This is a genomic window from Rhodanobacter ginsengisoli (genome assembly GCF_042657065.1).
Lineage (GTDB): Bacteria > Pseudomonadota > Gammaproteobacteria > Xanthomonadales > Rhodanobacteraceae > Rhodanobacter > Rhodanobacter ginsengisoli.
On sequence record NZ_JBHSNF010000003.1, the window covers coordinates 404628 to 424708 of the forward strand.

General features: G+C 67.2%; 11 protein-coding genes. 4 read left to right on the forward strand and 7 right to left on the reverse strand.

Annotated elements, in window-relative coordinates; translation table 11 throughout:
* Positions 1-67: 67 nt before the first annotated feature.
* The 4 genes from ACFPPA_RS15240 to ACFPPA_RS15255 all read right to left on the reverse strand — a co-directional run bounded on the left by ACFPPA_RS15240 (position 68) and on the right by ACFPPA_RS15255 (position 6308).
* Positions 68-1468, reverse strand: a complete 1401-nt coding sequence (locus ACFPPA_RS15240; RefSeq protein ID WP_377321412.1) for a sigma-54-dependent transcriptional regulator — start codon at positions 1466-1468, stop codon at positions 68-70.
* A 116-nt stretch (positions 1469-1584) separates the two neighbouring features.
* A complete protein-coding gene (locus ACFPPA_RS15245; protein ID WP_377321414.1) occupies positions 1585-2661 on the reverse strand; it encodes an alpha/beta hydrolase in 1077 nt (358 codons plus the stop codon).
* Between the two features lie 72 nt (positions 2662-2733).
* A complete protein-coding gene (locus tag ACFPPA_RS15250; protein ID WP_377321416.1) occupies positions 2734-4992 on the reverse strand; it encodes a glycoside hydrolase family 65 protein in 2259 nt (752 codons plus the stop codon).
* A 50-nt stretch (positions 4993-5042) separates the two neighbouring features.
* Positions 5043-6308: an MFS transporter gene (locus ACFPPA_RS15255; RefSeq protein WP_377321418.1), complete on the reverse strand. Its 1266-nt coding sequence runs from the start codon at positions 6306-6308 to the stop codon at positions 5043-5045.
* 363 nt (positions 6309-6671) lie between these two features.
* Here ACFPPA_RS15255 and ACFPPA_RS15260 point away from each other — a divergent pair, with 363 nt between their 5' ends.
* Positions 6672-7631: a LacI family DNA-binding transcriptional regulator gene (locus tag ACFPPA_RS15260; RefSeq protein ID WP_377321420.1), complete on the forward strand. Its 960-nt coding sequence runs from the start codon at positions 6672-6674 to the stop codon at positions 7629-7631.
* Here ACFPPA_RS15260 and ACFPPA_RS15265 read toward each other — a convergent pair.
* Positions 7628-9214 carry a tetratricopeptide repeat-containing sulfotransferase family protein gene (locus tag ACFPPA_RS15265; protein ID WP_377321422.1) on the reverse strand — a complete coding sequence of 529 codons (1587 nt, stop codon included), beginning with the start codon at positions 9212-9214 and terminating at the stop codon, positions 7628-7630. The genes ACFPPA_RS15260 and ACFPPA_RS15265 overlap by 4 nt on opposite strands.
* Positions 9215-9323: 109 nt before the next feature.
* Complete coding sequence (locus tag ACFPPA_RS15270; RefSeq protein WP_377321424.1) at positions 9324-11144, reverse strand: beta-L-arabinofuranosidase domain-containing protein; 1821 nt, start codon at positions 11142-11144, stop codon at positions 9324-9326.
* Between the two features lie 317 nt (positions 11145-11461).
* Between ACFPPA_RS15270 and pgmB the strand changes: the two genes are divergently transcribed.
* The 3 genes from pgmB to ACFPPA_RS15285 all read left to right on the forward strand — a co-directional run bounded on the left by pgmB (position 11462) and on the right by ACFPPA_RS15285 (position 19280).
* Positions 11462-14551: a beta-phosphoglucomutase gene (gene pgmB, locus ACFPPA_RS15275; RefSeq protein WP_377321426.1), complete on the forward strand. Its 3090-nt coding sequence runs from the start codon at positions 11462-11464 to the stop codon at positions 14549-14551.
* Positions 14552-14650: 99 nt separating this feature from the next.
* Positions 14651-17239 (forward strand): TonB-dependent receptor, encoded by a 2589-nt coding sequence (locus tag ACFPPA_RS15280; RefSeq protein ID WP_377321428.1) that lies wholly within the window; start codon positions 14651-14653, stop codon positions 17237-17239.
* A 217-nt stretch (positions 17240-17456) separates the two neighbouring features.
* Entirely contained in the window at positions 17457-19280 is a 1824-nt protein-coding gene (locus tag ACFPPA_RS15285) for a tetratricopeptide repeat protein (RefSeq protein ID WP_377321430.1), read from the forward strand.
* Between the two features lie 32 nt (positions 19281-19312).
* On the opposite strand, the gene ACFPPA_RS15290 is transcribed toward ACFPPA_RS15285, so the two are convergent.
* On the reverse strand, positions 19313-19963 hold the full coding sequence (locus tag ACFPPA_RS15290; protein ID WP_377321432.1) for a TIGR02466 family protein: 651 nt from the start codon (positions 19961-19963) through the stop codon (positions 19313-19315).
* Between the last annotated feature and the right edge of the window lie 118 nt (positions 19964-20081).

The window sequence follows — 20081 nt, forward strand, 5'->3', positions numbered from 1 at the left end:
CTGGGCAGAGTTCCGCGCCACCTCGGCTGATCCGATACCGCGAGGGTACGGTCTTGCTGCTCGCGTGTCAGTCGATGCCGAGCTTTTTCAGCTTGTAGCGCAGCGCGCGGAAGGTGATGCCGAGTTTCCGGGCGGCCGCGGTCTTGTTGTAGCGCGATTCCTCCAGCGCCTTGACGATGGCGGTGCGCTCGAGGTTGCTGATGTAGTCGTCCAGCCCGCCGTTCGCACTGGTGGTCGACGGTGCGACGGCCGGCGCCGCGTCATGACCCGATGCCGACGCCGCTGCATCGGAGCCGCTGCGCATGCTGCGCTTTGGCAGCATCAGGTCGAAGGCGTCGATATTCGCGCCGTCGCACATCGCCATTGCACGTTCGAGGATATTTTCCAGCTCGCGCACGTTGCCGGGGAAGTCATAGGCTTCCAGCGCGTCGCGAGCCGCCGGCGAGAGCTGGCCGATGCTTTCGCCGCTCTTGCCGGCCAGCGCCTTCAGGATGAACGCGGCCAGCTGCGGCACGTCGCCGCGACGCTCGCGCAGCGGCGGCACGCGCAGTTCGATCACGTTGATGCGATAGAACAGATCCTGGCGGAACTGGCCCTGCTCGACCAGTTGGCCGAGGTTCTTGTGGGTCGCGGACAGGATGCGCACGTCGACCGGGATCTCGTCGCGGCCACCGATCGGGCGCACCGCTTTTTCCTGGATCGCGCGCAGCAGCTTCACCTGCATGTGCAGCGGCAGCTCGGCGACCTCGTCCAGGAACAGGGTGCCGCCTTGGGCGGCCTGGAACAGGCCCTCCTTGTCGGCGCCGGCACCGGTGAAGCTGCCCTTGCGATGGCCGAAGAACTCGCTTTCCATCAGCTCCGACGGAATCGCGCCGCAGTTGACCGGCACGAACGGACCGCTGGCGCGCGGGCCCTGTTCGTGGATCAGACGGGCCACCAGTTCCTTGCCCACGCCCGATTCACCGGCGATGTAGACCGGCGCCTGGTTGCGCGCCAGCTTGCCGATGGTGGCGCGTACCTGCTGCATCGCGGGCGAGTCGCCGATCAGGCGTTCGCTGGAATCGCCGGCCTTCGCCGCGGCGGCGCCGTCGCGTTTTTCCTCGGCCAGGCGCAGGGCGGTGCGCACCAGGCCCCGCAGCATCTGGATGTCGACCGGTTTGGAGACGAAGTCGAAGGCGCCCGCCTTCAGCGCGTTCACGGCGGCATCGACGTTGCCGTAGGCGGTGATCATCGCCACCGGGGTATCCGGGCTGTTCTCGGCGATCAGTTCGATGATTTCCTGACCGTTGCCGTCGGGCAGCCGCATGTCGGTGAAGCACAGGTCGAAGCTGCGTTCGGCCAGCGCGCGGCGCGCTTCGGCCACGGTGCCAACGGCTTCGACCTGGAGATCCATCCGCCCCAGCGTGATGGTCAACAGTTCTCGGATGTCACGTTCGTCGTCAATGACCAGGACGGTCTGCAGGCTCATGGCACGTCGCGTGGCTGGTAAGGACGAAGAGGATACCCGTCGGTGCTTTCAAGAGCAAAGCGTGCGGCGGCGGGGCTGCGGTGGTGCCGGGGCTGGCCATGCGTGCGCTCCCCGGGCTATCGGCCGAGTTTCCGATCGAAGAAGCGGACGATGACCCGGTAGGCCTCGCGCGATTCGGGCAGTTCCGGATCGGAGAAGAACGAGTGCCACATGCCGTCCCAGACGTGCAGTTCGGCGTCGACGCCCGCCGCGCTGAGCAGGCGCTGGCTCTGGATCACCGAACTCAGCGTGAAATCGCGGGTGCCGGTGATCAGCAGGGTGGGCGGGAACTTCGCCAGCAGGGCAGGGGAATTCGCCGGGAATGCCAGCGGATCGCCGACCTTCGCCTGGCGGAAGTAGGGCAGGTCGGCCAGCTTGAGCGGCTTCGCCGTCAGCGGATCCCCGTTCAGTGCCGGCGCCATGTAGGTGGAGTCACCGCCCATGTCGGTGACCGACCCGCAGAAGGTACCGATCGCGCCGGGCACCGGCAGCTTCCTGGCGATGATCCAGGCCACCGCTTCGCCGGTCAGCACGCCACCGGCGGAACAGCCGTAGATGCCGATGTTCCGCGCTGGATACTGCTTGAGCAGGGCGCGGTAGACCGCGGCGACATCCTCGCTGGCCGCGGGGAAGACGTGCTCCGGGCCCTGGCGGTAGTCCACGCTGACCACCTCGATCCCGCCCAGGCTGGCGATCGGGATCGATTCCACCAGCCCCCCGCTGCCGGCGCCCCACAGAAAGGCGCCGCCGTGCAGGTTGATCAGCACGCGCTTGCGCTGTCGGGCCGCGATGCCCCGGGCGGGCATGATCACCTGGGTCGGGACGCCGCCGATGCGGCGGTTCCCGATCCTGACCGGGTAGAGCCGCCGCATGCGCTCGGCCCGGTCGCTGTTGATCCTGTCGTAGTAGCTGCGGCTGTCCGCGATCGGCCCCGCCAGCGGCGGGGCATGGCGCCCCTGCTCGAGGACGCGCTGGAACATCTGGCGCGCCTGTGGCGAGGCGTAACTCGAATACGGCACCGTGAAAGCCGGAATGTGCGCATTGCCCTGGCGGTCGACGCCCGCCCGTTCGGTGGCGGCAAGGGCCGACACGCTGAGCAGCCAGCCGGCGAGCAGGGCGAGTCGCTGCCATCGTGGGGGACTTTTCAGTTCCATGGAGTATCTCCCTGGCATGCCGGCTTCAGGCAAGGGTGAAAGATTCCGGTTGTCCGGCGCGGTCATGGGCATTCAAAGGGCCTTTCTCCGCAACCGCGGCTTGCCCGCAGCGTCGCGATCGATGGTGACGTCGTAGTGTTTGCCGCGGAACGTGATGTCCTTCAGCGTCATGGATTTCCAGGCGGACGGCAGCTGCGGTGGGTAGGCCTGGACCAGGCCGTCCGGTTCGATGCGCAGCCCGGTCAGGCCATAGATGAGGCTCTGCAGGAATCCGCCCGAGCCGGTGACGAAGTAGCCGGTGTTGTTGCTGGCCGTTTCCGGGCGCACGTTGAACGGCGGCTTGAACATGTCGGTGGCGGCATTGCGCTCCACCCAGCGGGTCGCTTCGGCCAGGTCGCTGGCGGCGGCCGCGGCGATCGCCACCGGTGCGAGTCCCATCGTGGTGGGTATGCCGGTGGACCGGTCCACGCGCGAGGCGACGATCGCGTAATCGTTGCGTCGCACCGGCGCGCTCATCGGCAGGTCGAGCGAGGGGAATGCCAGGAAGGCGAGGTCGCTGTCGCGGGGATCGTGCGGCACGCTCTCGTCCATGTCGAGATGGTGCTGCCCGCTGGCGGAAAACGGCAGGTACAGTTTCGCGGCGATGTCGGCCCAGCGAGGGTCGGGCTTGTCGCCAACCACCGCGGCTGCGGCGGTGGCGATGGTCAGTGCCCTGGCCGCATCGGCGTTGGTGTAGGTGTCGTTGGGAACGTCGTTGTAGTTTTCCTCGACCGAGGTGACGTGCAGGAGGTCGTAACGCTGCCGCGGCCGGTTCCAGCTCACCCGGCTGGTCCAGTAGCGGGCAACGTCGCGAATCACCGGCCAGCCATGCTGCTTCAGCCAGGCCCGGTCGCCGCTTGCCAGGTAGTACTGCCATTGCGCGATGGCGACGTCGGCATTGACGTGGATCTCGCGCTCGCCCAGCACCCAGGCCGCATGCAGGACCTGCTCGGTGCCGTTTTCCGGATCGGCTTCCCACGGATACATCGCGCCCTGCAGGCCGCGTGCGTGCGCCCGCTGCTGCGCCGCGGGCAGGGTGCGATCGCGGAACATCACCAGCGATCTGGCGCGTTGCGGGTGCAGCAGCAACAACGCCGGGAAGATCCATGAATCGCTGTCCCAGAAAATATGGCCGACGTAGCCGGTGGTCAGCCCGCTGGCACCCATCGCCCAGGCGGTGTCGGGCGTGGCGTTGGACAGCAGGTAGTAAAGATCCGAGTGCACGACCTGCTGCGCCTTCGGATCGCCGTCGATGCGGATGTCGCTCTGCCACAGCTTCGCCCATGCCGCCTGCTGCGCGCCGAGCAGCCTGGCGAAGCCGTCGCGACGCGCCGCCGTGGCGAGTGCGAGATCGGCCTGCGCGTCGCCGCCCCACCGGTCGCGCGACGCCGCGACGTACTTGGTGAAGGTGTAGGTCTGGCCCTTGTGCACGCGCACCTCGAGGTCGAGTGCGAGGCGATAGATGCTCTTGTGCAGCTTCGCCGCGACCGGCCTGAGTCCCTCGGGCAGGGCGATCGCGGCCGCTTCGGCCATGCCCGGGCCCTGCTCCGCGCGCCCGTCGAGCCACAACGTCAGGTCCCTGCTGTCACCGCCGTCGGCGAGCAGATGGGTGTCGCCGTGGTACCAGACGGCGGCACGATCCGGCGTGGCCGGAGGAATCGCCTGCAGCTTCAGGTTGTGTGCGGCGACCGCGATCTGCATCTCGTCGCCGGTCAACCGCGCCAGCGGCAGGCGCGGCTGGGACGGTGCCCAAAGGTTGAGCGCGAACGACAGCTGCACCACGCCGTCGAATTCCGGCGTGATCGAGATCCGGCTGGCCGCCAGGTGCGGCGATGCCTGGCTGACCAGGGTCACCACCTCGATCCGCGTGGCCCGGCCGTGGTCGAGGTAGCGGTAGCGGGTGGTCAGGGTGGCGTCGTGCATGTCCAGCACTTGCCGGTAGTCCTGGAACACCGACGGGCTCAGGTCGACCTGGTTCATCCAGAAATGACCGGCGTCGGACGGGCCCGTGCTGTAGTCGATTTCGGTCCAGCCCGGAATCGCTGCCGGCCGGGACATGTCGTCCCTGGCGTAGTCCATGAAGCCGACCAGGTAGGCGAGGTTGCCCTCGGTACCGCGCGGCGCGGTGAAGGTGGACAGGTAGCCGTTGGCCAGCTGGCCCGGGAAGTAGGTCGCGAAGTCCTTCGCGCTGGCGGTCAGCAGGAAGCTGGGGTCGGTCTGGCCGAACGCCGGCGCGGCGATCGCCGCCGCGACGAGCCACAGGCGGGCGAGCTTGAGCGGGCGAGGTTTCATGCGGACTCCAACGTGTCGTTACGTCCCGTCGGCAGTGTCGGGAACGGCACTTATTTGGCGGCAAGACCGACCTTCACCGGGATCATCGTTCCGTCGCGATCGGTTTCGCGCTTGAACAGGAACAGCGAGATCAGCAGCAGCGTCATCGGGATCAACGAAAAGTAGAAGGCGTGGATGCCGTCGAAGCGCGAGAACACGATCGCGGTGATGCGCGATCCCAGCGTGCCGCCCAGGGCCGAGAAGATCACGATCAGTCCGGTCATCGCGGCATGCGACGGCTTCGGCAGCGAGCTCAGCGCGACCGAATTGATCACCGGGTAGATCGGCGCCATCAGCAGGCCGATCAATGGAATCAGGTAGGCGGCGACCGGCGCGTTGAACCAGCCGACGTTCGCGCGCGCGACCACGTGCTCGGCCAGCGGCAGGGTCACCAGGACCAGCGCGCCCATGCCCAGCACGCAGATGTTCAGAAGGACGTACCAGGGCACCCGGCGCAGCACCTGGCCGGCCAGCAGGCGACCGATCGCGGTGGTGCCGGCCAGGATGCTGGCGACCTGGACGCTCATCGCGTTCGGCAGCTTCAGCACTTCGTTGTTGAAGGTCGGCAGCCAGGTGCCGAAGCTCTGCTCGATCAGCACGTACAGGAACGCCGAGATCAGGAACACATAGACCAGCGGGCGCAGGAACAGCTGCAGCATTTCCAGCAGCGAACCGCGCATCGAGTTGGTCTTTTCGGTGTGCGCTGCCGATTCGTCCAGCTGCGAGGTGGCCAGCAGCACGATCACCAGCGCGCACAGGCCGGCGAGCAGCCAGTAGACGTTGAGCCAGGACGGGTTCGCCGGCGCGGCGTGGTCGATGAAGGCACTGAAGATCCAGCCGCCGGCCAGCACGCCGACCATGAACAGGCCCTCGATGGTATTGGTCAGCCGGCCGTGCTCGGCCTTGTTGCTGGTCAGCAGTCCGATCGACGAATACACCGCCACCTTGGTCAGCGCGAACGACACCCCGATGCAGGTGAACAGCAGTTCGGTGGTGTGGAAGCCGGGGTAGAGCGGCATCAGCGTGCAGGCGCAACCGACGATCGCCAGCGCGAGCATCATCGCGCGTCGATAGCCCAGCAGGGGCAGGAAGGACGCCACCAGCAGCGAGGTCACCGCGATCGTCAGGTCCTTGAACAGCTCGAGCAGGCTGGCCTGGGGCTTGTCCACGCCGAAGCTGACGATCGCCTGCAGGATCACCGTGCCGACGCTGTTCAGAAGGATGGCGAACACCATGTAGATCAGGGCCAGCGCGACGATCATGCGGAATCGGTTCATGGACACCTGCTTCGTGATGCATCCGCGGGCGCGGAGCGGCCTGTGTCGCGATGGGATGCGAACTGGATCACCCCTGCGCGATGGAATCAGTCATTGGGGGCCGAGTGTGCCGACAAATGATATCGGTATCAAGTTATGGTAACGGTATCATCGACGAACCGGCCCACGGCGCCGAGCGGGCGGTGACGGGTTGGCGTCCTCGCCGGATGGCGATCCGACCACGGTTCGCGGCATGGACGCCTCTGGCGTAAATGGCCACACTGAGGCAGACCGGGTATGCGCCCGGGTTGCAAACGGGAGGACCTGGAATTGAGCCGGACAAGCAAGAAACAGGTAGGAAAGCTGCTTTCGGCCGGTCCGACCATGGCTGACCTGGCCAAACTGGCGGGGTTGTCGAAAATCACCGTTTCGAGGGCGCTGAGCGACAGTCCGCTGGTGAATCCGGAAACGCGCGAACGGATCCGCGAACTGGCACGCGAGCACGGTTACAAGCTCAACATCAGTGCCCGCAACCTGCGCCTGCGGCGCAGCCACACGGTGGCGGTGATCGTGGAGATGAAGCCGTCCAGCGACCGCACCATGTTCGATCCCTATCCGCTGGGTTTGCTCGGCGGCATTTCGCAGGAGCTGACGGCGGCGGGATACAGCGTATTGCTCACGACGCGGCAAGGCGCCACGGCCGCCGCGGTGCAGGCGGCCGACGGGCTGATCCTGCTGGGGCAGGGCGTGCATCAGGATGCCGTGCACCGGTTCGACAAGCTCGGGGTGCCGATGGTGGTGTGGGGCGCGGGCCTGAAGGGCGACTCGCATGTGGTGGTCGGCAGCGACAACCGGCTGGGTGGCGCGGTGGTGGCCGATCATTTCTTCCGCCTGGGTCGTCGGCACCCGGTATTCATCGGCAATCCCAGCCATCCCGAGATCTACGAACGCCTGAATGGTTTCGTCGATGCGCTGGGTGTGCACGGGATCAAGCCGCTGTTGATGCGGCGCGACGAGTTCACGGCGGACTCCGGCACCGACGCGGTGCACTCGCTGCAAGCGCGAAAGGTCGATTTCGACGCGATCTTCGCCTGCAGCGACTTGCTGGCGATCGGCGCGATCCGCGGTATCCAGCAGATGGGCCGTACGGTGCCCGGCGATGTCTCGGTGGTGGGTTACGACGACATGCCGCTGGGGGCCAGCTTCCTGCCGGCGCTGAGTTCGGTGCACCAGGACTGGCAGGAGGGCGGCATGCTGCTGGCGCGCAAGGTGCTGGCGCTGATCCGCGATGAGCCGGCCCAGTCGGAGACCTTGCCGGTCAGCCTGGTGGTGCGTTCGACCTAGTTGCCGTCGGGACCCTCTGGCGGTTCCGCCAGCGCCTCCCTCAGCGTGGCGAGGTAGGGCGCATACGGAGTCGATGCGCGCTCGGCGCGATCGTGGATGTCGCCCTGCACCTGTTCGGCGCTCAAGGTGGCCACCGGTGCCGTGTTGCTGCGCAAGTCGACGCAGCCGGGTTCGAACGCCAGTCCGCAATGCCCGAGGATTTCACGGGCGACGGTTTGCGGCGCATGGATCAACCGGCTGTAGGACACCTCGAGGATCCGCCCCGGCATGAGCCGATGCCAGTGCCGCATCAGCCGTTGGTATTGCCGATGGCGTGCGGCCACGGCGGTGAGGTCGTAGCTGTAGGCACAGTCGTTGCCGAAATACGCCTTGTAGTTGGAGAAGCAGACATCCATCGGCTCGCGCTGGATGTGCACGATCCGCGCCTGTGGCAAGGCGCGCGGGATGTAGCCGGCCAGGAAATAGTTCATCGGCAGTTTGTCGACGAACCGGGGCCTGTTGCCGGCGCGCCAGCGGGTCTGCGCCAGATAGCGACGACCGGCCTGTGCCAGGTCGGCCTGCGCCAGGCGCTCCGGCAGCTCGGGATCGATCAGGTAGCGGTCATGCCAGTCGGCCTGCCAGCGCAGCGCGCGGCTGAAGTCCTCGAGTTCGCCCGCGGCGGCCACCTGCGAGTGGTTGCCCAGGATACGTTCCAGCAGGGTCGTGCCGGACCGCGGCATGCCGATGATGAAGATCGGCTGCGGCCCCGCATCTTGCGCATCGGCGTGCTCCGGAACCGCTTCGGCCAGGCTGGCCGAGCGCGCGATGATCCGGTCGACCAGGCGCGCCTCGTAGGCCGGATCGCAGGGCAGGCGGGCGTGCATGATCGCGTTGCCGCGTTGCAGGGCCGACCAGGCGCCGGCGACGTCGCCCAGGGCGTCCAGCGCATGGAACCGGGCAAAGGCCAGCGCCGCATCGTCGATACTGCCGGCGTCGACGAATGGCGCGTGGTGCTGGAGCTCCCGCAGCGCCCGCGGTTCGGGCGCGTGCCCGCGCAAGCGGCCCAGCAACAGCACGGCCCGGCCGAATCCCGGCTGCAGGCGCAGGCAGCTTTCAAACGCGGCCCGGGCGGCATCGATGTCGCCGTTGAACAACCGTTGATGCCCCAGGAAATACTGGAATTCGGCACTGTCGAAGCCAAGCGCCTGCGCGCGATCGAGCAGCGCGAGCGCCTGGGGGTGTTCGCCGGTCGCCTGCCGGACCCGCGCCAGCGCCGCACAGGCTGCGCCGGAGTCGGCTGCCGCCGCCGTGGCCCGCTCGACGCAGTCGCGCGCGGCGAGGATCTCGCCCACGCGCAGCAGCGCCATCGCGACCGAAAACGCCTGCTGCGCATCGAGTGCCGGAAGCTCCGCGGCGTGGAGCAGGCATTGCGCGGCGTCGCGCATGCGGTGTTCCGACAGCAGGATGCTGGCGAGCTGCAGACGCGCGTCGATGTGTGCGGGATCGCGATTGAGAATGCTCTCGCAGGCGATCCTCGCGGCGATGGGCTGACCGTCGGACAGGTAGCGTTGAGCCTTGCTCCAGAGTTGCTCTACCGATGCCATGGGCCGGGTGCCTGTGATGCGGACGGCCACCCGCGCGGTCGGTGAAGCCGTGGTCCACGGGGTGGCGCCGCGGGCCGGGTGCGGAGTCGCGCCACCATGGAGAGCGGGTTCAAGTCGTGTCCACGCGCTGATAGGTGCTGTAGCCCTCGCCACCGATGTCGCAGAACGGGCGCAGCGTGACGGCGGCTGGGCCGCTGCCTGCACGCCACGACGAGGCGTTGCCGTGGACCGGTTGCGCCGACAGCAGCTCGCGACGACTCGGCGGGGCGGGCGGCGCGCCGTCGCGCAGGCGCATCAGCACCAAAGGGCCGGCGAGCAGGGCCACCGTGTCCGGGTGCTCGGCATCGACCGATTGCAGGCGCGTGTGCAATGGCAGGTCGAGTTCGATGCGATCGCCGGGGCGCCATGGGCGATGCAGCGTGGCGAAGGTTCCGGGTACCAGCGGAACCGCTTCGTGCCTGCCGTTGACGCGCAGGCTTGCGCCGGTGGCCCAGGCGGGGATGCGCAGGTTGACCGCGAACGTCTGTGGCGCCGACGTCTGCACGGTCATGCTGATCGCGCTGGCATGCGGATAGCGGGTGTCGATCAAAAGGCGGGCAGCATGGCCGTGCTGGCGCCAGCTCAGCTGTGCCGGCACATACAGGTTCACGTAGATGCCTTGCGCATCGGTGAAGGCGACGCTGATGCGGTAGTCCGCCGCGATCATCGGCAGGGTGCCGGAGCAGCACGGCCAGCGATCGGGATGGAAGCCCTTGTGCGCCTGCCGGGTGTAGTCGGAATAGTAGAACGCATGGCCGTCGGGCTGGATCGGCAACGCGCCCAGCACGGTGTTGTAGAGCACCCGTTCCATGCTGTCGCCGTAAGCGGGGTCGCGGGTCACCCGCAGCAGGTAGCGGGTCAGCTTGAAGTGCGCGTAGGAGCCGCACGGCGTCTCGAAACTCTTGTGCTCGGCCGCCAGGCTGTCGCCGAGCTTGCCGCTGCCCGGTGTCACGAAATGCTCGTCCGGTCCCCAGCCGCCGGTGGCGAAGCTTTGAGCGTCGACCATCGCAAAGCCTTGCCGCGCCGCCTGCAGGTACACCGGCTGGTCGAGCGACAGGTACGCCTGTGCCGCCGAGCTCAACGCGTTCATGTGGCTGTAGGCGTGCTTGCCCGGCAGCACGTTCTCCCCGCGTGCGAGCGGCAGGAAGAAGTCGTCGTAGAGGAAGCGCCGGGCCAGCGCCCGATGCTGCTCGTCGCCGGTGAGGCGGAAGGCGAGGAACTGGTTTTCCGGCAGCGTGTAGCTCTCGTCCCAGGCGTGCTGGCTGAAGTCCTCGCCCGGCCGGGCCGCTTCATTGCGCGGCATCGCGTGCGGCGGGAGGTGGGGCAGCGCCGCCCGGGTCGTGCGCCGCAGCGTGGCCAGTGCGATGTCGTTGCCGGCCAGCCGGCTTGCATCGAGCAGGCCGCCGACCAGCTTGTCGTAGATGTAGGACGGGAACCGGTTGTTGCGGTAGAACCTGCCGCCCGCATCGATCGTCGCGGCATAGCCGCGCACCATCCGGTCGACCTTGGCCCGCGTGGCGACGTCACCGGTGATCGCGTAGTAGCGCGCCAGCGCGCTCAGCCACTGGCCGAACGTGGCGCCCGGCGCGAAGCCCCAGGTGTCGTACCAGCCGCCCAGCTCCTGCCCCGGCGCGGGCAGGCCGCCCCGCAGGCGGAAGGGTCGCAGCAACGCATCCTCATCGAGATGCAGCACGAGGTGATGGTTTTCGCGCACCTGGCGTTCGAGCGGGCCAGGGCCGAGCTGCACCTGCGCATAGCCGAGTTCGCCCAGCGGCGCTGGCGTCATCGCGGCGGCCGCCGCCGAGTGGCCCGGCCACAGGGCCAGTCCCGCCGTCGAAAAGGCGCCGTATTTCAATAGGGCGCGGCGCGCCGGGTTGAACTCGCTGGTCATCACGACACCCGCAGGGCAAGGCCATTGCGATCCTACGCCGGGCCGCAGGCGGCTGTCACGGCGGCGCGTCGCGTGGCCCGCAACGGTCTCCGATGTGCATACGCAGCAAATGTTATCGGTATCTTGATATCGATAACAGTTCAATGTTAGGTTTGCGCTAAGACCTGCTCGCGTCGGGTACCCATCGATGCCTGTAACAGCGCGCCAAAAGTGGAGGGGAAGCTTGATCCGGAGAAATTCCATCGTTCGCCCGTGTGCGGACAGCGGTCGTGCTGTCGATCGCCGTCGGCCGGGTCTGGCCGACTTCGCGGGGTCCCATGAGCGCGATTAATCCGCGTACCCGGGAAGGCGCGGTCCAGCGCGGCGATGTCGCGGGCACGGGGCCGCATGCCCGCGCCTTCGATACGCCCGTCACTGGTGACGATTGCTGGCGCCTGCGCCAGTCGCAATGGCGGCCCGACCAGGCCGCGTGCGACGAGACGCTGTTCGCGCTGGCCAATGGCTCGCTTGGCGTGCGCGGCGGCTTCGAGGAGTCCGCCAGCCCCACCCAGGGAAGCTTCCTGGCGGGGGTGTGGGAGCGCGCACCGATCCACTATCACGAGCGTCACTTCGGTTTTGCTCGCCATACGGATACGCGGGTGCCGGTCGCCGAAGCCACGGCCATCCGCATCCGCCTGGGCGAGCTGCCGGCCGATCCGACCCAGGGCGAGGTTCTCGCGTTCGATCGCATGCTCGATCTCCACGAAGGCAGGCTCTCGCGCCATCTGCGCTGGCGCACCGCGCAGGGACACACCTTCGAGCTGGAGGCGGAGCGGGTGGTCCCGATCGCCCATCCGGGCCTGCTTTGCATCCGCATGCGCCTGCGTTCGATCGACTATGCCGGTCCGATCGCCCTCGAGTCGTCGATATTCGGCCATCAGGCGGCCGCCGCGCAGGGCGACGATCCGCGCTTCGGTACCGGCAGCGGCCTCGCACTGCAGGTACAGCATGCGGCCGCCACCGAAGCCGGGGCATGGCTCGCGCAGGCGACCCGCGAAAGCGCCATTTCCGTGGTCTGCCTGCAGCGCCACCAGGTCAGCGGGCTGGTCTTTTCCAGTGCCACCGCCGAGCGCGACAGCGTCCGGCAGGTCTATTCCGGCCACATCGGGGCTGGCGAATCGGTCGCGATCGAGAAATTCGTCGCCTACGCGTGGAGCCGGCCGCAGCAGGAGATATCCCACGAGGAATTGCACCTGCGTGCCAGCGGTTCGCTGGAGCGTGCCATCGGCGCCGGTTTCGACGAGGTAGTGCAGAGCCAGGCAAGTGACTTCGCCGCGTTCTGGGAGCGTGCGGAGCTGGCGATCGAAGGCGACCTGCCGAGCGAGCAGGCGCTGAAATTCAACCTGTTCCACATCTTCCAGTCGGCCGGCCGCGACGGGCGCGGTGGCAGCGCGGCGAAGGGCCTGACCGGGGAGGGCTACGAGGGGCATGTGTTCTGGGACTCGGAAACCTTCGTGCTGCCCGCGCTGGCGTTCATCGAGCCGGCGCTGGTCAAGGCGGGCCTGCTATGGCGCCTGCGCACCCTGGACCGTGCCCGGGCGCATGCGCGCGAGATGAACCATGCCCACGGCGCGCTCTATCCGTGGCGCACGATCGACGGCGACGAGTGCTCGGCGCATTACCCCAGCGGCTCGGCGCAATACCACATCAATGCCGCGATCGCGTTCGCGATCAGACTCTATGTCGAGGCCAGCGACGATCGCGGCTTCCTGGCCGAGGGTGGCGCGGAAATCCTGTTCGAGACCGCGCGGATCTGGCTGCAGGTCGGACACTTCAATGCACGCCGCGGCGGGGCATTCTGCATCAATGACGTCACCGGGCCGGACGAATACACCGCGCTGGTCGACAACAACTACTACACCAACCGGATGGCGCAGGAGCACCTGCGCTATGCCGCCGGGGTGGCGCGCGAGCTGGCCGACAGCTCGCCTGCGCTGTTTGCCGCGCTCCAGCAGAAGCTCGAGTTGCCGGAACACGAAATCGCCGACTGGTCGCGAGCGGCCGATGCGATGTACCTGCCGTATGACGAGCGCCTGGGCATCGTGGCGCAGGACGACACGTTCCTGGACAAGCCGCTGTGGGATTTCGCCGGTACGCCGCCGGAACAGTATCCCCTGCTGATGCACAACCACCCGCTGACGCTGTATCGGCACCAGGTGTGCAAGCAGGCGGATGCGCTGCTGGCGCTGGTACTGGCGGGCGACAACCTCGACCGCGCCGCCAGGCGCCGCAGCTTCGACTACTACGAGGCGATCACGGTTCACGACTCGACCCTGTCCGCGTCGACCTTCGCGGTGCTCGCCGCGGAAGTCGGCTACACGGAAAAGGCGCATGGCTACTTCATGGAAGGCCTGCGTGTCGATCTCGACGACCTGCACGCGAACACCAGTCACGGCGCGCACATGGCTGCGATGGCCGGAAGCTGGCTTGCGCTCGCCTGGGGATTCGGCGGCCTGCGCCGGCATGACGGTCTGCTCGGCTTCGATCCGGTGCTGCCTTCCGCATGGCGCGGCTACCGCTTCGGGGTGGTCTGGAAGGGGCGTTGCATCACGGTCGCGGTCGACGCGCAGACCGCCCGTTACACCCTCACCAGCGGCGCGCCGCTGACCGTCCTGCACGCCGGCCGGCCGCTGCAGCTGGTCGAAGGTGCGACGCAGTCGCTGGCGTTGACCGATCATGCCGATACAGCACCGGCACCGGTCGCGATCACGTTCCCGCGTGCGATCGAGGCGCTGATCTTCGATCTCGACGGCGTGCTGGCCGATACCGCGCATCTGCATCATGCGGCCTGGAAGCGGCTGGCCGGCGAGCTCGGGCTGCCATGGGACGACGACATCGGCGAGAGGCTCAAGGGTGTCGACCGCGCCACCTCGCTCGACCTTGTGCTCGGCGAAGCCGCCGGCAAGTACAGCGCCGAGCAGAAGCAGCAATTCGCCGATCGGAAGAATGGCTATTACCGAGAGGCCATCGGGACATTCTCGGCGCGGGACCTCCTGCCGGGCGCGCTGGCCGCGTTGACCGCGGCCAGAAGCGCCGGTCTGAAGATCGCGCTGGCGTCGGCCAGCCGCAGTGCCGGCGAGCTGGTCGAGCGGATGGGCATTGCCGAATTTTTCGATCATGTGGTCGACGCTTCGACGCTGGCGCGCGCGAAGCCCGATCCGGAGATTTTCCGGCGCGCCGCCGCCGCGCTGGGTGTCCCCCCGGCCCGCTGTCTGGGTATCGAGGACGCGCAGGCGGGAGTGGCTGCGATCAAGTCTGCGGGCATGGCTGCCCTGGGCATCGGCGACGCGCGGGTATTGCGCGACGCCGATGCTGTACTGCCCGATCTGACGTCATTCGAGCTGGGGAAATTTCTCGCGCCGGCTTGAGCGCGAACGTCTATCGGGTATCACGTGGTAGATCGAACTGCATCCAGGTTTACATCAAAAACAACCGGTGTTCCGGCACCGCCTTGAGGAGGGAGAACCATGAAGCACCCCGAACTAATCAGACTTGCCTTGGCTACCGCGATCGCTGCAGCACTCCCGAATATCGTGTGGGCGGCTGCCGATCAGAATGCTCCCGACCAGTCGACATCAGGTGCGACACCGGCCAGCAAGGCGGCCGCACGCAGCCAGCAACAGGCGGCCAGCCAAAGCGATGCGAAATCGCTGCAGGCCGTCGTCGTCACCGGCAATGCCCTCGGTGTCAGGAAGATCGACGCGAGCTACAACATCGTCTCGGCCAACCTCGCCCAGATCAAGGAAGCCGTGCCGGTCAGCACGGCCGACCTGCTGAAGATCTCGCCGGGAATCTGGCCGGAGTCCAGCGGTGGCCAGACCGGCGCCAACATCGAAATCGCCGGCTTCCCGGGCGGCGGCGATGCGCCGTTCTTCACCAACATGGTCAACGGCACGCCGCTGTACGGCATGCCGTCGCTCTCCTTCATGGACAGCAGTTCGTTGTTCCGTCTGGATGACACGATCGAACGCGTCGAAATCGTGCAGGGCGGTCCGGGTGCCGTGTTCGGCCCGGGGCAGATGGGCGCAACGGCCAACTTCATCCTGCGCCAGGGCACCGAGACGCCCTCGGGCGACATCGGGGTGACCTACGGCTCGGAGGGCATGTATCGGGTGGACGGTTTCTACGGCTTCCCGATCGCCGAGAACTGGTACGGCAGCGTGGGCGGGTTCTGGCGCAAGTCCGATGGCGTGCGCGATCCGCAATTCCCTGCCGACAAGGGCGGTCAGCTGACCGCCACCCTCACCCATGACATGGATAACGGCACCGTCATGTTCTGGGCGCGCGCGCTCAACGACAAGAACCAGTTCATCACGCCGATTCCGCTGATCCAGGGCAATGGTTCCTCGTTCTCTGCCTATCCGGGCTTCGACCCGCTGACCGACACCTACTACAGCAAGGCGATCCAGCACGTGAACGTGCCCGATGCCTATGGCCGTCTGGTGGGAGCGAACCTCGCCAACGGTCGCGGCGGCAAGCTGAACTATTTCGGCGGCAGCTACGACGGCGAATTCGGCGGCTGGACCATCTCGGACCACTTCGTGTTCGGTGGCGGCGATCTCAATACCAATGCGCTGTTCTCGGGCAGCAATCCGAAGCCGCTGAGCTACTACCTCTACGGTTGCAACATGGCGCAACCCGCCGGCTTCTGCGACAGCGCCAATCAGCCGGTCGACGGCGATACCCTGAACTACCCCACCAGTCAGAACGTCAGCGCCAACTATGTCGGCGGTGGCACGGTGGCGCCGGGGCAGAGCGTGATCCACCAGGGCTGGTGGTACATCCAGAAGCACCTGCGGACGATCAACAACGATTTCCGCATCAGCAAGGAAATCTTCGAAGGCAATACGCTGACCGTCGGCCTGTACCTGGCCCGATCCACCGACAACGACAATTGGTCGCTGGGCAACCAGATGCTGATGACCAATACGCCGAATGCCAAGCCGATCACGTTGAGCTATGACCAGAACGGACAGACCATCTATGTGACCAACCCGCAGGGCTTCGTCAGCTTCAACGGCAATTACGACATCGCCGAAAACGGCAAGGCGATCAACAAGGCGCTGTATCTGTCCGACTCGTGGAAGATCGGTCGCTGGTTGTTCGATGCTTCCGGGCGCGTGGAAAACCTGCATGCCACGCAGAACACCTGCAACCGGACCAACGTCGACCTGGATGGCAATCCCAATACGCTGTATGACAACACCACGCCGGTCTGCAACGGCACGTTCGATCACGAGGACTACAACAAGACGCATCCCTCGTTCACGGTCGGCGCGAACTACGAGCTGGCCGACAACATGAGCGTGTACATCCGGGCCAACACCGGTGCGCACTTCGACGATTTCGACAATGGCATCCGTGGTGCCGGTGGCGACTTTGCGCCGATGGCAAAAATCCGGAACCTGGAAGGCGGCTTCAAGTACCAGTCCAGCAGCATCTACCTGGACCTCAGCGCCTACCACCGCACGTTCACCGGCCTGCAGTACCAGGAAACTGATATCGCCGGCAATCCGATCGGCAAGATATCGACCTACGGATCCTCTACCAAGGGTGTGAACCTCAACGCGACATGGTCACCGATCGAAAACCTGAAGCTGGCGTTGATCGGCAATTACATGGACGGCCATTACACCGGCTACAACGGCTGCGCCCCGTACTTCGACATCAACGGCAATTCGACATGTATCGGCCTCAATGGCCAGCCGTTGCAGCGGCAGCCGAAGTTCCGCTTCATGTTCACCCCGAGTTACAAGGTGGTGACGGGGTGGGGCGACATCACCGGCTGGGTCACCTACAGCCATATCGGTCAACGCTACGAGGATCAGTCGGGCCTGCAACCGCTGGGCGCGTATCACACGTTCGACGCAGGCATCGTGGCCAACTACCAGCAGAACTGGCAGTTCAGCCTGCTGGGCAGCAATCTCACCAATGAAATCGGTCTGACCGAAGGCAATGCACGCGTGTTTGGCGTCAACACCGGCGTCGGCGGCGTGATTCTGGCGCGTCCGTTGCAGGGCCGCGAAGTCAATTTCCAGGCCAAGTACAGGTTCTAGACTGTTGCAGCGCCAGCATCAGCGCTGACGGCCCGGATCGCACCCTCCACGATCCGGGCCGTTTCTTTTTTCCCGCTGCGGCTGTTCCGGGCTCGCCGGAGACCCGGCATTCGCCGACTTCCCGCCAGCCGGGTCGGCAGGTTGCGCCCCAGGGTTCATACTTCAGGTGGCCGGGTCTTGCCTATCGGGCCCGGCTGCCGGTTAATCTGGTCGCCTGATGTCCACGATCTCTCCTTCCCTCATCGATGCCATGCGGCGCATCAGCGCGCTGCTGCAGGCGGGCAGCTTTCGGGACGCGCACGATCGGCTCGAAGCGGTCGTGGCGGACAATCCCGGGTTCGCCGAGGCACGACGTCTGCTCGCCGGGACCCGGCAGGCACTGGGTGATGCGGTCGGCGCCGAAGCGCTGCTGCGCCAGGCGCTCGCGCTCGATCCGGGCTGGACACCGACGCTGGCCACCCTTGGCGAGCTGCTGCTCCACAGCGGGCGCGCCGGCGAGGCCGAACCACTGCTGCAACGCGCGGTCGCGGGTACACCGCCATCGCCGCGGGCGGCGCTGGTGCTGGCCCGTTACTACAACGACACCCAGCGCCCGGCACAGGCGCTCGCCGTCGCCGCTCCGTATTGCACCGGCCCGAACGCCGACGCGGAGCTGGTCACCCAGCACGTGGCCGCGCTGGCGGCGCTGGGGCGCCAGCGCGAGGCGGTCGCCGCCTACCGGCAGGTGCAGGCCGCCGCGCCCGACAATCCTGTCGCCGCGCATGCGCTGGCGATCGCCCTGGATGCGGCGAACCAGCCGGCGGAGGCCGAGCAGCTGGCGCGCCAGGCCTTGGGCACGGGATACCGTTCCGCCGCGCTGTACCACACCCATGCCCGCAGCCTGATCGCGCTGGGCGACTTCGAGCGCGCCGAAGCGGCCCTGCGCGATTGCCTGCGGCTGGAGCCCCGACTGCTCGACGCCCACAGCCATCTCGCGCGGCTGGTCTGGATGCGCACCGGTGACAGCGCCGAGGCGACCGCCACGATGGATCGGGCCCTGCAGACCTTCGCCAACGACGATGCACTGTGGGCGGCCAAGGCCGCGGTCCTGCAGGGTGCCGGCGATCCCCGCGGCGCCTATGCCTGCCTGGCTTCCCAGGCGGCGCGCCCGCAGGCCGCGCCGGCGCTGCTGGTGCGCGCGGGCCTGGCGGCGCTGGAGTTCGATCCGGCCATCGCGCTCGGCCTGGCCGAGCGCGCGTTGCGCGCACTGCCCACCGACAGCTCGGCACGAAAGCTGATGGTGGCCGCCCAACTGGGCATCGGCGATGCGCGCGGCAGCCTGCCGCACTGCGAGGCCCTGCTGGCACAGGCACCCGACGATCAATACCTGATCGCCCTGCAGACGACTGCCTGGCGCCTGCTGGGCGATCCGCGCTACCACGAGCTTTGCGACTATCCGCGACTGGTGCTGCCGCAGCGGCTGGAGGCGCCGCCGGGCTGGTCCGACCTGGCCGGTTTCCTCGCCGACCTGCGACGCAGTCTCGATCGGCTGCACGACACCCAGAATCACCCGCTGCTGTTCCAGTCGCTGCGTCATGGCACCGAAACCACCGGGGATCTGACGCGCACGGCGGACCCGGTGATCCAGGCGTTGTTCAAGGCCTTCGAAGCGCCGATCCGCGGTTATCTGGAGCACATCGGCCATGGCGCCGATCCGCTGCGCCGGCGCAACCACGGCGGCTGGCGTTTCAACGGCAGCTGGTCGGTGCGGCTGCGGACGTCCGGATTCCACACCAGCCACGTGCATCCGCGCGGATGGCTTTCGTCGGCCTGCTATATCGACCTGCCCGACAGCATGGCCGACGCGCACCGCCAGGATGGCGTGCTCACCTTCGGTGAACCCAGCATCGCGACAACACCGGTTTGCCCGGCCGAGCACGTGGTGCGTCCCGAGGTGGGCATGCTGGTGCTGTTTCCATCCTATTTCTGGCACGGCACCGTGCCTTTTTCGGGCGACCGCCCGCGGCTTACGGTGGCGTTCGACGTGGTGCCCGACCGCTAGCGCGGCGTGCCGCCCGGTCGACCAGCAAGCGTCTATCCCGCGATGGCATTGAAGGAGATCGAGATGCGCGGCTCGTCGTTGTCGTGGGGCTCGACGAAGTGCTCCATCCAGCACGGGAACAGCACCAGCAGGCCGGTCTCGGGGGCGAGCCGGATGTCGCTGTAACCATTGGGCACCGCGCCCTTGAGAAAGCCATGGATCACGCCCGGCCGCGGATCGCGGAACACCAGTTTGCCGGCGCCGGCGGGCACGCTCAGGTAGAAGCAGCCGGACAGCAGGCTGCCCTCGTGCACGTGCAGGAAGTTGAAGCCGCCGCGGTCATGCAGGTTGACCCAGGATTGCAGCTGGAACGGGACGTCGCGCACGCCCATCTCGCCCAGCGCACTGGTGCAGGCCGCGCGTATCGCCTGCTGCAACGGGGCGAATGCGGCCTGTTCGAGTACCGCCATGTCCTCGCTGTTCCAGCCGTGCCGGTTGGTCCGGCCGGCCGGTTGGGGATGGGCTGCGCGCATCGCCAGCACCGCGGCGACCCACGGCTGCAGGTGCGGCGCGAGGGCGGCCAGGCTGGCCTGCCAGATCCGGGTCGGGAAAAGGTCGAAGTAGCGCAGCGTCGGCCCGATGGCGGGTGTCGCCGGCTTCATGCTGCCCGGCGGCCTGAACGTGAGGGTGAAATTTCCGGCCATCCGTTGTTTTCCTGCGTGGCCCCGGTGGGTCGAGCGGTGAAGGGTGTCGTGCGGGATACGGCCGGAATAGTGCGCGTGCGTTTGCGCCACATGCAAGTTTCCGGCGTCACCTCGGCGC